The sequence below is a fragment of the Streptomyces sp. NBC_00249 genome (assembly GCF_026342355.1).
In the GTDB taxonomy this organism is placed as follows: domain Bacteria; phylum Actinomycetota; class Actinomycetes; order Streptomycetales; family Streptomycetaceae; genus Streptomyces.
In genome coordinates this window covers 240,176-253,909 of record NZ_JAPEMV010000007.1, presented here as the reverse complement: position 1 = coordinate 253,909, position 13,734 = coordinate 240,176, and the positions used below count along the sequence as shown (strand labels likewise).

Below are 13,734 nucleotides of genomic sequence, written 5' to 3'. Positions count from 1 at the left end.
CCCGCACCGGAATAGCTCTGACCTGCGGAAATATTCGGAGGCGGCCGGTCCGGGCGGGGTCTAGCATCGGGAAAACATCACGAGGGAGGGGCCGGGGATGGCACTGCGGACGGGCACGGGGGCGGCACCGGGGACGGTGCGGGAAGCGGAGCGGGCGCGGCTGGCGGCCCGGGCCCTGGTCGGCGGGGAGGACACCGGGGCCGGGGCGGAGCCCGGCTTCACCCGGCCCGAGGGCTGGACCGAGTTCGACCTGGAGGTGCGCAGGGGCTGGTCGGGCCACTACCCCGCCCCCGAAGACGTCCCGCTGGAGGTCCGCCTCTGCCACCCCGACGGGCACGTCCGCGCGAGCGCGCTGCTCGCACCGGACGCACCGCTGCACCTCGTCGCCGTCCGGGCCGCCGACTGGGCCCCGCCCGTACGCAAGCGGGCCCGCCAGGTCCTCGCCCGCGCCCTGGAGCGGGACCCGGCGGGCACGCTCGGCGCGCTGACCCCGCTCGTCCTGCGGCTCGGGCGCCGCGAGCAGGGCGGCTGGGCAGTGGAGCTCTTCGAGGAGGCGCTGCGCGGCGCGGGGCCCGCCGTGCTGGCCGCGCTCCGCGCCGGGGCGGACCTCCCGGCCCGGCGGTACGCCACCCGGCTCACCCTCGCCGCCGGGGGGCTCGGCGTACGGGACCTCGCGCGCGGGGCCGCCGCCGAACGGGACCCGGCGACGGCCCGGCTGTGGACCGACGCCGCCCTGGCGGCGCTGGCCGCCGGCGGGCCCGAGGACGGCGCGGTCGACCTGCTGCTGGGCGGGCACGTGCCGATGGTCCGCGCCTCGGGGGTGACCGCGCTGCGCCGGGCCGGGCGGGGCGCGGAGGCCGTGGACCACCTCACCGACCGCTCCGGGCTGGTCCGGGCCTGCGCCCGCTGGCTCGCGCGGCAGGACGGCACCGACGCGCACGCCGCGCTCCGCCCGCTGGTGGCGGACCCGGAGCGGGTCACCCCGGGGGCCGTCACCGGCTTCGCCGAGTGCGCCGGGCGGGCGGACGCCCCGCTGTTCCGGGCCCTGCTCGAGCACCGCGTGGGGGCGGTCCGGGCCGCCGCCGTGGCCGGGCTCTCGCGGCTGGAGGTCTCCGACTTCGAGGCGCTGCGCCCACTGCTCGACGACCCGTCACCGGCCGTGGCCCGCGAGGTCGCCCGCGCCCTGGCCTCGTCCGTGTCCCGGCTGGACCCGGACGAGCTGACGGACCGTACGACCGCCGGCCGGCCGGTACACACCCGCCGGGCCGCCTTCCGGCTGCTGCGGGCCCGCAGCGGACCGGCCGCCGCGCGGGCCGCCGCGGGGATGCTGGAGGACCCGGACCCGGGCCTGCGGAAGCTGGCGCAGGAGACGCTGCACACGTGGGAGCCGTGGCTCCCCCAGACGGACGAGGAGGAGGCGGAGCCGGCGAGCCCGGGGCCGCAGCAGCAACCGTCCGTACGCCGGTTCGCCTCCTTCCGGCTGGGGCCGCTGCTCGCCCGGCTGGGCATCACGGACCGGAATCCCCCGGCCTCCCCCGACACCCATGGCCGATAATCCGTTCATGGGAAAACTTCACGAACGTATTGACGGCCGGCTCCGTGCCTTCATCGAGGCGCAGCCGGTCTTCTTCACCGCGACCGCCCCGCTCGCCGGGGACGGGCACGTCAACCTGTCCCCCAAGGGCCGCGCCGGAACCCTCGTCGTCATCGACGAGCAGACCCTCGCCTACCTCGACTTCGGCGGCAGTGGCGCCGAGACCATCGCGCACGTCCGTGAGAACGGCCGGATCACGCTCATGTGGTGCGCCTTCACCGGCCCGCCCAACATCGTGCGCATCCACGGCGACGGCGAGGCGGTCTTCCGCGACGACCCGCGCTGGGACGAGCTGATCGGCCTCTTCGGGGAGGCGGACGGACCGGGCGCCCGGGCCGTGATCCTGGTGCACGCCCGCCGGATCGCGGACGTGTGCGGGTACGCCGTCCCCTTCATGGAGTACCAGGGCGAGCGCACCCTCCACGCGGAGTACTTCGGCCGCAAGACGGACGAGGAGTTCGCCGAGTACTGCGAGAAGAAGGTCGCCTCCAGCCTCGACGGCCTGCCTGCGCTGCCGGTGCCCCTCCCTGCCCGTACCGTCTGACATGTGCTGCGTACCGCTCTGCTCACCGGCTCACTGATCCTCACCGGCCTGTTCCCGTACGGTCCGCCGCCCCTGCCGGCGCAACTCGCCGACACGGGCGGCGGGAGCCAACTGATCACCGCCGTCGCGCCGGCGCCCGGTTCCACGACGGGCCGGCTCACCTGGTGGGACCGGCGCGCGGGCCACTGGTTCGAGGCGGGCAGCGCGCCCGCCCGGTTCGGCGCGAACGGCCTGACCGAGGGGGCGTCCCGGGTCCAGGGCACGAACACCACCCCGACGGGCCTGTACGAGCTTCCGTACGCCTTCGGCATCGCCCCCGCCCCGGCGGGGACCTCCTACCGGTACCGGCGGGTGACGGACCGTTCCTGGTGGTGCCAGGACAACGCCTCGGCCGCGTACAACCGGTGGACGGAACCGCTGCCCGCCGACTGCGCACCGGGCGAGGCCGAGCACCTGGTCACCTACGAGAAGCAGTACGCGCACGCGCTGGTCGTCGCCTTCAACTACGACCGTCCCGTACGCGGCCGGGGCGCGGGCATCTTCCTGCACGCCGACGGCAAGGGCGCGACGGCCGGCTGCGTCTCCGTACCGCACCGCGCGATGCGCCGACTCCTGCGCTGGGCGGACCCGCGCCGCCACCCGCACATCGCCATCGGCACGGAGAACGGCCCCACGGCGGTGACCCGGTACTGAGATCATGTCCCCGGACCACCGGGAGGGGACATGGACAGGACCCGCAGGGCGCTGCTGATCGGGGTAGGCACCACACCGGGAGCGGCAGGGCACTTCCCCCCGCTGGAACAGCCGGTCGCCGCCGACCTGCGGGCGCTGGCCTCCTCCCTGCGGGCCTCGGAGTACGAGGTGGAGGTCCTGGAGAACGCCACGCGCGGCGACATCACCTCCCGCATCACCGCCGTCGGCCAGGAGGTACCCGCCGAAGGCACCCTGCTGATCCACTTCACGGGCCACGGGGTCCGCATCGGGGACACCGACTACCTCGTCCCCCACGACGCCCTCGCCCCGGCCGGCGCGGACGGCGACTGGCGGCAGCCGCACGTGGTCGAGAGCCTGGTGACGGCCGACATCAGCCGCTACCTGGCCAACTGCCGGGCGGGCACGGTGCTGTGGACGCTGGACGCCTGCCGCTCCCCGATGCCCGGCGACGCCCGCGTCCTGTTCGGCAGCACCATCCTCCAGGGCCCGCCCTCCGGCGGCTTCGCCGTCCTGGCGGGCTGCGCCCCCGGCCAGGAATGCGGGCACACGGCGGAGGGCAGCTTCTTCTCCCTCGGCCTCGCCGAGGCCCTGCGCCCGCTGACGGCGGCGCGCACCGTCGAGGACGTGTTCGCGGCGGCCGCCGCCTGGACCCGCAGGGCCGCGCACGTCCACGGGGTGCTCCAGCAGCCCACCGACCGGTACGGCAGCGACCGGGAGCCGCAGACCCGCGCCGCGGTGGTCTGCGAGGGGCGGCAGCTGCTGGAGTCCTGGCGGCGGGCGGTACGGGAGTGCCCGCTGTGGGACCGGGTTCCCGCAGCCGAGGCGGCGGAGGCTGACGGTTTCCGCAAGGCCGTGGAGCAGCTCGTCGACGACAGCGCCGAGACGGTGCACCGGGCGCAGCAGCGGATGCCGGACCCCTGGGCCGACGACGACTTCCCGGTCCGGCTGCTCGGCAAGACGCTGCCCGGGCTGCTGCCCGACGCGGCGGAGCTGTCGTCGGTGGAGGCGGCGGTGCTGGTGGCCGCGCCGTTCCTGCACGAGGCGGCCTGGGCGAACCTGCTGAGCGCGTCCAGCGAGGCCGTCTCGGAGGGGACCGAAGGCGACCCGGGGCGGCGGTACTTCGAACAGGTGCGGGCGCACCACGCGCACATCGCGCGCAAGATCGACGACAGCGGGCCGCCCGGGCGGGGCTTCACCGAGGACGCCCGGAACGTCTCCCTCTGGCTGGTCCACCGGTGGATCACGGAGCAGTTCGAGACCGAGGAACGGCCGGTCCCCGCCGCCTACGCGGAACGGTTCGTGGCCGACCTGCTGGGGGCCGAGGCCGGCGGGAGCGCCCGGACGGCGGAGTTCTCGGCGGCCGTGCAGGAGGTCGCGGCGGCCGTCAGCCGCAGCCAGTCCCCCGACGAGGCGCCCGCCCAGGTGGTCAGGGTCCGCCCGGGCCGGGAGACCCGCACGGTCCGGGTGCGGCCGCTGTCCGCGCTGGTGCACCTGGCCGCCGCCCTGGCCTTCGACGTCCGCGGCCTGCCCGACGTGCTCGGCGAGCACCTCGCGGTCCCCGACGGGGTGCTCCCGCAGGACGTGGTGGCCGTACTGCACGACGTCGAGTGGTATCCGCAGGACAAGGTGCTGCACCTGGACGCCGTCTGCCCGCATCCCGCCGTCCACGCGGCCCTCGCGGGCGCCGTCGAACGGGCCGACGAGCTGGCGGGCGAGCTCGTCAAGGCCTCCTGGCCACCGGCCGAGGCCGGCCTCATGGCGGGGCTGCCCTCGCGCGTCACCGACCACCGCCTGCGGCCCCTGGAAACCGGCGGCCGGCGCGCGTACGACGTCCCGCTGCTGCGCTTCCAGCTGGCGCAGACCGAGGTGCGCGAGCTGCTGATGGGCGAGCAGCTCTACGACGGCCGGCGGGAGCTGGCCCTGCGCGAGCTGTACCAGAACGCCATGGACGCCTGCCGGTACCGGGCGATGCGCTGGCGCTACCTGCAGGGCAAGGGCCACGAGCCGCAGGACTGGAAGGGGCGGATCTCCTTCGTCCAGGGCGAGGACGAGCGCGGCGCGTACGTCGAGTGCCGCGACACCGGTGTCGGCATGGGCGTCGACCAGCTGAAGAACACCTTCACCCGGGCGGGCCGCCGGTTCGAGCACTCGCGGAGCTTCCGGCGTGAACAGGATGCCTGGCTGCGGCAGGACCCCTCGCTGCGTCTCTACCCCAACAGCCGGTTCGGCATCGGCGTGTTCAGCTACTTCATGCTGGCCGAGGAGATGACCATCGTGACCCGGCCGGTGGGCCCGGACGGGGCGGTCGCGCCCAAGGCCCTGCTGGTGCACATATCCAGCAGCGGGAGCCTGTTCCGCATCCAGGAGTTCGAGGGGCCGGGCGACAGCATGCCGGAGGGGGGAACGCGGGTGCGGCTGCACCTGCGGTCGGAGCCTGCCGCCATGACACTGTCGTGCGTCAAGGCGCTGCGGTCGATGGTGCTGATCAGCGAGTTCGCCATGGAGGCCCGGGACGCCTCGGGCGGCTCGCACAGCTGGGCCCCGGGGGCGCTGAACGGCTGGGCCGGCGCGGTGGAGGCCGTGCCGGACACCCTGTGGTGGGTGCGGGGCGAGGGTGCGGTCGTCTGCGACGGGGTGGCGACCGACGTGAAGCCGTTCGGGTACGTCCTGAACCTCAAGGGGCCCCACGCGGGGAAGTTGAGCGTCAACCGCACGGCGCTCCAACGGTACGACCAGGTCTGGGAAGCGGACACGTGGGCCGCCGGGGCCTCGGCCGTGGTGTCCTGGCCGGGGCTGAACATGACCTGGCTTTGGGAGATGGAGGAACGGAATCTGCGCTGCGCGCGCGTCCTGTGGCGGGCCTTGCGCGGGAGGGGGCTGAGCGTCTCCGTACTACCGGTCGGTCCGGCCATCGAGCTGGACCGGTTCGGATGGTTCTCCCTGGACGCAAGGGCCCGGCACCACCAAATGGAGGACGGGCCCATAACGCGGCGCATCGCCTGGCGCCAAGGCACCGTCGCCGGGCTGCCCGGGCCCCTGCCGTCCTCGCCACCGGTCACCCTCTCAGGACACCCTGTGCCGGGGCCCGGCTGGGGCGCCGTAAGCGAGGCGGACTGCCAGGACTGGCGCCAGCTGCTCGCACTCGCCTACAGCCAGGGCCGGACCGTCGCCGAGATCCTACGGATCGTGCGCGCCCTGCGTATCACCGACACTCGGCTCGCTCCCCCGCCGAGCGCCACCGCCGTGCTCGACTGGACTCCCGACTGGATCGACCACGCCGCAGCCGCCGGTCTGCTCTCCACCGACGATGAGAAGTACAGCCTGGAGCAGCTCCAGGACTCGGGCTCCTACCAGCACCCGCCCGCTGATCCGGGCGGTCTGGTCCGCGCCTCCTTCCGCGGCCTCATTTCCCTCGGTGAACTGGCGGAGCGCTGCGCGCGCTACACGGGCCTGATGCCCATGTCCCCTCCCCAGGTCCCGGAACACCACCGGGACCACATCTGTTCGCAAGCGGACCTGTCGGTGCTCTACATCCAGGTGGGCGTCGGGCCGTGGCGCCCCGCCCGCCGGCCGTGGGACGTCATCGAGCTGGCGCGATCGACCGGGCGCGAGCCCTTGGAGATCTCCGAGCACATCGGCCGCTTTTCCTGGCTGGGCTGGCCCGCCCACGACCCGGACGCCGTCCGGGGGTGGGTGATGATGCCTGATGACGAGCGTTCTCTCCTCATCGACTTCCTCGACACCAGAAGCTGCGATGGACAGACGCTGCCCTGGAGCGCCACCCTCGCCTGCGCGGGCGACAACGCGGTGTCCCTGTACGAGGCGCAGGAGCGCCTCGCCTCCTGGGCCGCCCGGTTGGGGCTGGCCTACCAGCGCCGCTACACGGACGGCTCGTCCGCCGGCCGGATCGTCCCGGGAAAGGCCACCGCCACTGTGGTGCGGTCCGCCCATCGGCGGGGCCTGCGACTGGAACAGGGCGTCAACGTGGGTGAGCTCGCCCTCTGCCGATCACGCGAGATCCCGATGGCGCAACTGCCCGGTGTGATGCGTGAACTGCGGCAGGCGGGTGTGGAGGTCGAGCCGGGGGACCGGCTCCTGGAAGCATGGGACGAAATGCCCCCGAACCACCGGTACTACTTCTCCGGCCGGAAACCTGTCGGGATGCTCGTGCCCTCCCCCGCGCTGCCGACCCCGGACATCCTCCTCTCGGCCGCCGAGGAGCTGAGGGAGTCTCTGGGCCAGGCCTGGCGGACCGTGCGTCGGCTCGCGAAACCGCTGGGCCTGCGGGTGCCGCCGCTCCCGGCGGAGCTGGCCGATACCGTACCGGCCCGGGACGAGGCCAGTGCACTGCTCGACTTCGGCGGCTACGCCACGGTGATGGGCATGCGGAACGTACGGCCCCGGTGGACCGTGCTCACCGCCTCCCGGCTGATCCGCTTCGCCCAGAACGCCTCCGTCTCCCCCGCCGAGGCCTACCGCTGCCTCGCCCCCTACCGGGCCATCGGCGCGCTGGTCCCGGAGCTCTCGGAACCGGAACTGGCCGCCTTCCCCGACGCGGTGCCCGACCCGCACGACCTGCTCGCGCTCTCCGGCGAGTACCGGGTGTCCGAGCCCGACGCCCCCCTCGGCCCCCTCGACGTGGTGAGCATCGCCGCCCGCCTAGGGGAGCCCGCCGGTGCGACCTGGCGGCGGATGGTTCCGTACCTGCCGCTGGAGGCCGCGCCCGCCGCGGTCACCTCCGTGCCCGAGGTGCTGCCGCTGTGGCAGGACCTGATCCTGCTGTCCGTCCACGGCGACGGGCGGCTGCCCGCGCTGCACGGGGCCGTGTCGACGGCGCACCTCGCCTTCTCCGCGCGGGCCGTCGGTGAGGACGAGGCCTGGGTGCGGGAGCGGCTGGAGCTCTACGCCGAGATGTTCGACCTGTCCCTCCCCCACCCCGTCCAGGAGATACCGCGATGACCGTCCCCCCTCCCCCGGCGACGCACCTCGTCGCCCTCGGCTACGCGGAGACCTCCCTCGGCGAGGTCGACGGCGCGGGCTTCGGCGTCTCCCCGACACCCGACGGCGACGGCCTGACCGTGCGGGGCAGCTGCCCGCGCTGCGGCGGTCCGACGACGACCACCTACCGCTACGGCGTCCCCGGACTCGGTACGAAGGGGCTGCGGAGCTGGTTCGCCGGCGAACGGAGCCGGCCCGACGCGGCGGCGGTCGACCCGCTGCGCTCCGAAGCCCACTTCTGCGAGTGCGGGCACGCCCACCCCGGGATGCCCGGGAACGCCGACTTCGTGGGCTGCGGGGCCGGCTGGACGATCCGGAGCGCCCCGTGAGCGGCGCCTCGGAGCGGCGGTGGGCGCAGCTCGCGCGGGAGGCGGAGTTCACGCAGCTCGGGCAGTTGCGCCGGCAGGCCGAGGGCTGGCGTACGGCGTTGACGGGTCTGACGGGGCTGCTGGCGGTACTGACCGTCGTCAAGGGGCCGGACACCCTGGCCGGGGCCACCGCATCCGTCGGGGTGGTGGCCACCGTGATGGTGGTGGCGGCGTACGTGCTGCTGCTGGGCGGCATGCTGCTCGCCGCCCGGGCCGCGCACGGGCGGCCCGGCGAGGACGTCCTGCTGGCCGGGCAGGCCCTGCGGCGGTGGACCGGCGGCGAGGTCGTACGGGTCACCCGGTCGCTGCGCTGGGCCGCGGTGGGCTGTGTGGCGGGGGTGGCGCTGGCGGCGGGGGCACTGGTGCTGCTGTGGGCGACCGCCGATCCGCCGGCCCGCAACCTGGTCCGGGTCACCACCGACCAGGCCGAGGTGTGCGGGGAGCTGCTGCGCGCCGATCAGCGGGAGATCACGGTCGGCACGGGCAAGGGGCCGGTGAAGAACCGTCACGTGCTGCCGCAGGGGCGGCTGGTGTCGCTGGTGCCGGTCCAGAACTGCGACTGAGGCTGCGGCCGGGGCCCGGTCGTGCGCGGCCGGGCCCGGCCGTCGGTCAGCTCTCCTTCTGCGCGAGGCGCAGCAGGTGGTCGGCCAGGGCCTGGCCGCCGGCCGGGTCGCGGCTGATGAGCATCAGGGTGTCGTCGCCGGCGATGGTGCCGAGGATCTCGCGGAGTTCGGCCTGGTCGATCGCCGAGGCGAGGAACTGGGCCGCGCCGGGCGGGGTGCGCAGGACCACGAGGTTCGCGGAGGCCTCCGCCGAGATGAGGAGTTCGCCGGAGAGGCGCCGCATGCGCTCCTCCTTGGCCGACTCCCCGAGCGGGGCCTGCGGGGTGCGGAAGCCGCCCTCGCTGGGAACCGCGTAGATCAGTTCGCCGCCGGTGTTGCGGATCTTCACCGCGCCCAGCTCGTCGAGGTCGCGGGAGAGCGTCGCCTGGGTGACGCTCAGCCCGTCGTCGGCGAGCAGTTTGGCCAGCTGGCTCTGGGAGCGGACCGGCTGCCGGTTGAGGATGTCCACGATCCGGCGGTGGCGGGCGGTGCGGGTCTGCGGGACGGACGGACCGTTCTGCTCGTGTTCCTGCGCCTGGGTCATCGTCGTCTCATTCTCCGGATCGTCCCGCTTCGTCGAGGATGCCGGGCAGCGCCCGGACGAACGCGTCGACCTCGGCCTCGGTGATGACGAACGGGGGCATCAGCCGTACGACGTCGGGGGCGGGCGCGTTGACCAGGAATCCGGCTTCCTGAGCCGCGAGCTGCACCTTCGGCGCGAGCGGCTCTGTCAGCACGATACCCAGCAGAAGACCCGAGCCGCGGACGTGGGAGACCAGCCCGTGCCCGGAGGCTTCGATTCCGGAGCGCAGTCGCTCGCCCCGGGCCTTGACCTGGTCGAGCAGGCCGTCGGCGGCGATGGTGTCGATCACCGCGAGACCGGCGGCGCAGGCGACCGGGTTCCCGCCGAAGGTGGTGCCGTGCTGGCCGGGCTGGAGGAGGTCGGCGGCCTTGCCGAAGGCGGCGACGGCTCCGATCGGCAGTCCGCCGCCCAGACCCTTCGCGAGCGTGACGAGATCGGGCTCCACGCCCTCGTGGGCCTGGTGTTCGAACCACTGGCCGCAGCGGCCGATGCCGGTCTGCACCTCGTCGAGGGCGAGCAGGGTGCCGGTGGCCCGGGTGATCTCGCGGGCTGCCGTCAGGTATCCGGCGGGCGGGACGACCACGCCGTTCTCGCCCTGGACCGGTTCGATCAGGACGAGCGCCGTCTCCTCGGTGACGGCGGCCCGCAGGGCCTCCACGTCGCCGTACGGGACGTGGGTGACGTCACCGGGCAGCGGCAGGAAGGGCGTCTGCTTCGACGGCTGGCCGGTGAGCGCGAGCGCGCCCATGGTCCGGCCGTGGAAGCCGCCGGTGGTGGCGACCATGTGGGTCCGCCCGGTCAGCCGGCCGATCTTGAAGGCGGCCTCGACGGCCTCGGCGCCGGAGTTGCAGAAGAAAACCCTGCCCTCGCGGCCGAAGAGCTGGAGGAGCCGCTCGCCGAGCGCGAGGACGGGCTCGGAGGCGTAGAGGTTGGAGACGTGGCCCAGGGTGGTGATCTGGTGCGTGACGGCGGCGACGATCGCCGGGTGGGCGTGCCCGAGGGCGTTCACCGCGATCCCGCCGACGTAGTCGGTGTACTGCTTGCCGTCCGCGTCCCAGACCTGCGCGCCCTCGCCGCGTACGAGGGCCAGCGCCGGGGTGCCGTAGTTGTTGGTCAGCGCGCCCTGCCAGCGGGCGGCGTAGTCCTGATTGCCGGTCACTTCCGCACCCCTCCCTGTCCGTCGGGCACGACCATCGTGCCGATTCCCTCGTCGGTGAAGATCTCCAGCAGGATCGAGTGCTGGACCCGGCCGTCGATGACCCGGGCGGTGCCCACGCCGCCGCGCACGGCGTGCAGGCAGCCCTCCATCTTCGGCACCATGCCGCTGGACAGCTCCGGCAGGAGTTTCTCCAGCTCGCTGACGGTGAGCCGGCTGATGACCTCGTCGCTGTTCGGCCAGTCCGCGTACAGGCCCTCGACGTCGGTGAGGACCATCAGGGTCTCGGCGCCCAGCGCGGCGGCGAGCGCCGCGGCGGCCGTGTCGGCGTTCACGTTGTAGACGTGGTGGTCGTCGGCGCTGCGCGCGATGGAGGAGATGACCGGGATCCGGCCGTCCGCCAGCAGCGCCTCGATCGCACCGGTGTCGATCGCGGTGATCTCGCCGACCCGGCCGATGTCGACGATCTCGCCCTCGATCTCGGGGGTGTGCTTGGTCGCGGTGATGGTGTGGGCGTCCTCGCCGGTCATGCCGACGGCGAGGGGACCGTGCTGGTTGAGCAGCCCGACCAGCTCCCGCTGGACCTGGCCCGCCAGGACCATCCGTACGACGTCCATGGCCTCCGGGGTGGTGACCCGCAGGCCCGCCTTGAACTCGCTGACCAGGCCCTGCTTGTCCAGCTGGGCGTTGATCTGCGGGCCGCCGCCGTGCACCACGACGGGCCGCAGGCCGGCCTGCCGCAGGAAGACCACGTCCTGGGCGAAGGCGGCCTTCAGGTCCTCGTCGATCATGGCGTTGCCGCCGAACTTGATCACGACGATCTTGCCGTTGTGGCGGGTGAGCCAGGGCAGCGCCTCGATGAGGATCTCGGCCTTGGGCAGCGCGGTGTGCCTCCTCGCCGTACTCATGAGCTGTACGCGCTGTTCTCGTGGACGTACTCGGCCGTCAGGTCGTTGGCCCAGATGACCGCCGACTCGGCGCCCGTGGCCAGGTCCGCGGTGATGCGGACCTCGCGGTCCTTCATGGAGACCAGGTCGCGGTCCTCGCCGACGGAGCCGTTCTTGCAGACCCACACGCCGTTGATGGCGACGTTCAGACGGTCCGGGTCGAAGGCGGCCTTCGTGGTGCCGATGGCGGAGAGCACCCGGCCCCAGTTCGGGTCCTCGCCGTGGATGGCGCACTTGAGCAGGTTGTTGCGGGCGATGGACCGGCCGACCTCGACCGCGTCGTCCTCGCTGGCCGCGCCGACGACCTCGATGCGGATGTCCTTGCTGGCGCCCTCGGCGTCGCCGATCAGCTGGCGGGCGAGGTCGTCGCAGACGGTCCGTACCGCCTGCGCGAAGTCCGCGTACGCCGGCACCTGGCCGGAGGCCCCGGAGGCCAGCAGCAGCACCGTGTCGTTGGTGGACATGCAGCCGTCGGAGTCGACCCGGTCGAAGGTGGTGCGGGTCGCGTCGCGCAGCGCCTTGTCGAGGGTGGAGCCGTCCACGTCGGCGTCGGTGGTGAGGACGACCAGCATGGTGGCCAGGCCCGGGGCGAGCATGCCCGCGCCCTTGGCCATGCCGCCGACGGTCCAGCCGTCCTGCGAGGCGGTGGCCGTCTTGTGCACGGTGTCGGTGGTCTTGATGGCGATCGCGGCCGCCTCGCCGCCGTCGGCGGACAGGGCCGCCACCGCGGTGTCCACGCCCGGCAGCAGCTTGTCCATGGGGAGCAGGACGCCGATCAGGCCGGTCGAGGCGACCGCGACCTCCCCGGCGTTGTGCTCGCCGCCGAGGGCCTCGGCGACCTTCTCGGCGGTCGCGTGGGTGTCCTGGAAGCCCTTGGGTCCGGTGCAGGCGTTGGCGCCGCCGGAGTTGAGGACGACCGCGCTGACGGTGCCGCCGCGCAGGACCTGCTCCGACCAGTGGACGGGCGCGGCCTTGACGCGGTTGGAGGTGAAGACGCCCGCGGCGGCCAGTCTCGGCCCGTTGTTGACCACGAGGGCCAGGTCGGGGTTGCCGTTCGCCTTGATCCCGGCGGCGATGCCCGCAGCCGTGAATCCCTGTGCTGCCGTGACGCTCACGGTGCGACTCCGATCGTGGAAAGTCCCAGGGCTTCAGGAAGGCCGAGGGCGATGTTCATGCTCTGCACCGCGCCGCCGGCGGTGCCCTTGGTCAGGTTGTCGATCGCGCTGATGGCGATGATCCGCTGGGCGGACTCGTCGTAGGCGACCTGGAGGTGGACGGCGTTGGAGCCGTACACCGCCTTGGTGGTGGGCCACATGCCCTCGGGGAGCAGCCGGACGAAGGGCTCGTCGGCGTACGCCTTCTCGTACGCGGCGCGCAGCGATTCGGCGGTGGTGCCCGGGAGGGCCTTGGCGGAGCAGGTGGCGAGGATGCCGCGCGGCATGGGCACCAGGTTCGCGGTGAAGGAGACGGACACCCGCTCCCCGGCGAGCGGGGAGAGGTTCTGCACCATCTCGGGGGTGTGCCGGTGGACGCCGCCGACGCCGTACGGGGTGACCGTGCCCATGACCTCGGAGCCGAGCAGGTGCGGCTTGAGCGCCTTGCCCGCGCCGGAGGTGCCGGTGGCGGCGACGATCACGGCCTCGGGCTCGGCGAGCCGCGCCTGGTAGGCGGGGTACAGGGCGAGGGAGACGGCCGTCGGGAAGCAGCCGGGGACCGCGACCCTCTTGGTGCCCGCGAGGGCGGCCCGGCCGCCGGGGAGCTCGGGGAGGCCGTACGGCCAGGTCCCGGCGTGGGGGGCGCCGTAGAACTTGTCCCAGTCGGCGGAGTCCTTCAGCCGGTGGTCGGCGCCCATGTCGATGACGAGGACCTCGTCGCCGAGCTGGGCGGCGACGGCGGCGGACTGGCCGTGGGGCAGCGCGAGGAAGACGACATCATGCCGACGGCCCTGGCCCGCGAGGACCTCCGGGGTGGTCGCCTCCAGGGTCCGGCCCGCGAGCGGTACCAGGTGGGGCTGGAGGGTGCCGAAGAGCTGTCCGGCGTTGGAGTTGCCGGTCAGCGCGCCGATCTCCACCTCGGGGTGCGAGAGCAGCAGGCGCAGGACCTCACCGCCCGCGTATCCGCTCGCTCCGGCCACCGCTACACGTACCACCATCGGACCCTCCATCCTCGATGGCATGACTATACGTAGCCCCGCAGTTTTATGCAAAGCCCTTGCGGGGGCATGCGGG

At 73.6% G+C, this 13,734-nt stretch carries 11 protein-coding genes; 6 read left to right on the top strand and 5 right to left on the bottom strand.

All coding sequences use genetic code 11. The annotated features are described in order from the left end of the window. The first annotated feature begins 97 nt into the window (after nt 1-97). From OOK31_RS28460 to OOK31_RS28435, 6 genes are read left to right on the top strand one after another with little or no spacing between them, the layout of a single operon-like run. A complete protein-coding gene (locus OOK31_RS28460; protein ID WP_267090228.1) occupies nt 98-1,555 on the top strand; it encodes a hypothetical protein in 1,458 nt (485 codons plus the stop codon). A 7-nt stretch (nt 1,556-1,562) separates the two neighbouring features. After that, nucleotides 1,563-2,138 carry a pyridoxamine 5'-phosphate oxidase family protein gene (locus OOK31_RS28455; protein WP_267090227.1) on the top strand — a complete coding sequence of 192 codons (576 nt, stop codon included), beginning with the start codon at nt 1,563-1,565 and terminating at the stop codon, nt 2,136-2,138. Nucleotides 2,139-2,144: 6 nt separating this feature from the next. After that, nucleotides 2,145-2,831, top strand: coding sequence for a L,D-transpeptidase (locus OOK31_RS28450; protein WP_267090451.1), 687 nt, complete (start codon nt 2,145-2,147; stop codon nt 2,829-2,831). A gap of 30 nt (nt 2,832-2,861) precedes the next feature. Beyond that, nucleotides 2,862-7,811: a caspase family protein gene (locus tag OOK31_RS28445; RefSeq protein WP_267090226.1), complete on the top strand. Its 4,950-nt coding sequence runs from the start codon at nt 2,862-2,864 to the stop codon at nt 7,809-7,811. Further along, nucleotides 7,808-8,179: a hypothetical protein gene (locus tag OOK31_RS28440; protein ID WP_267090225.1), complete on the top strand. Its 372-nt coding sequence runs from the start codon at nt 7,808-7,810 to the stop codon at nt 8,177-8,179. Before OOK31_RS28445 ends, OOK31_RS28440 begins: the two co-directional genes overlap by 4 nt. Further along, a complete protein-coding gene (locus tag OOK31_RS28435) occupies nt 8,176-8,781 on the top strand; it encodes a hypothetical protein (protein WP_267090224.1) in 606 nt (201 codons plus the stop codon). Before OOK31_RS28440 ends, OOK31_RS28435 begins: the two co-directional genes overlap by 4 nt. Before the next feature lie 46 nt (nt 8,782-8,827). Here the strand turns inward: OOK31_RS28435 and OOK31_RS28430 are convergent, their stop codons facing one another. The 5 genes from OOK31_RS28430 to argC are packed head-to-tail and all read right to left on the bottom strand — an operon-like array spanning nt 8,828 to nt 13,658. Next, the gene (locus tag OOK31_RS28430) at nt 8,828-9,364 is read right to left on the bottom strand and encodes an arginine repressor (RefSeq protein ID WP_267090223.1); all 537 of its coding nucleotides are present in this window, start codon (nt 9,362-9,364) and stop codon (nt 8,828-8,830) included. 7 nt (nt 9,365-9,371) lie between these two features. Then, complete coding sequence (locus OOK31_RS28425; protein ID WP_267090222.1) at nt 9,372-10,562, bottom strand: acetylornithine transaminase; 1,191 nt, start codon at nt 10,560-10,562, stop codon at nt 9,372-9,374. Next, nucleotides 10,559-11,467 (bottom strand): acetylglutamate kinase, encoded by a 909-nt coding sequence (argB, locus tag OOK31_RS28420; RefSeq protein WP_267090221.1) that lies wholly within the window; start codon nt 11,465-11,467, stop codon nt 10,559-10,561. The genes OOK31_RS28425 and argB overlap by 4 nt, the downstream gene beginning before the upstream one ends. Next, on the bottom strand, nt 11,464-12,621 hold the full coding sequence (argJ, locus tag OOK31_RS28415; protein WP_267090220.1) for a bifunctional glutamate N-acetyltransferase/amino-acid acetyltransferase ArgJ: 1,158 nt from the start codon (nt 12,619-12,621) through the stop codon (nt 11,464-11,466). The genes argB and argJ overlap by 4 nt, the downstream gene beginning before the upstream one ends. Continuing rightward, a complete protein-coding gene (argC, locus tag OOK31_RS28410) occupies nt 12,618-13,658 on the bottom strand; it encodes an N-acetyl-gamma-glutamyl-phosphate reductase (protein WP_267090219.1) in 1,041 nt (346 codons plus the stop codon). The genes argJ and argC overlap by 4 nt, the downstream gene beginning before the upstream one ends. Nucleotides 13,659-13,734: the final 76 nt, after the last annotated feature.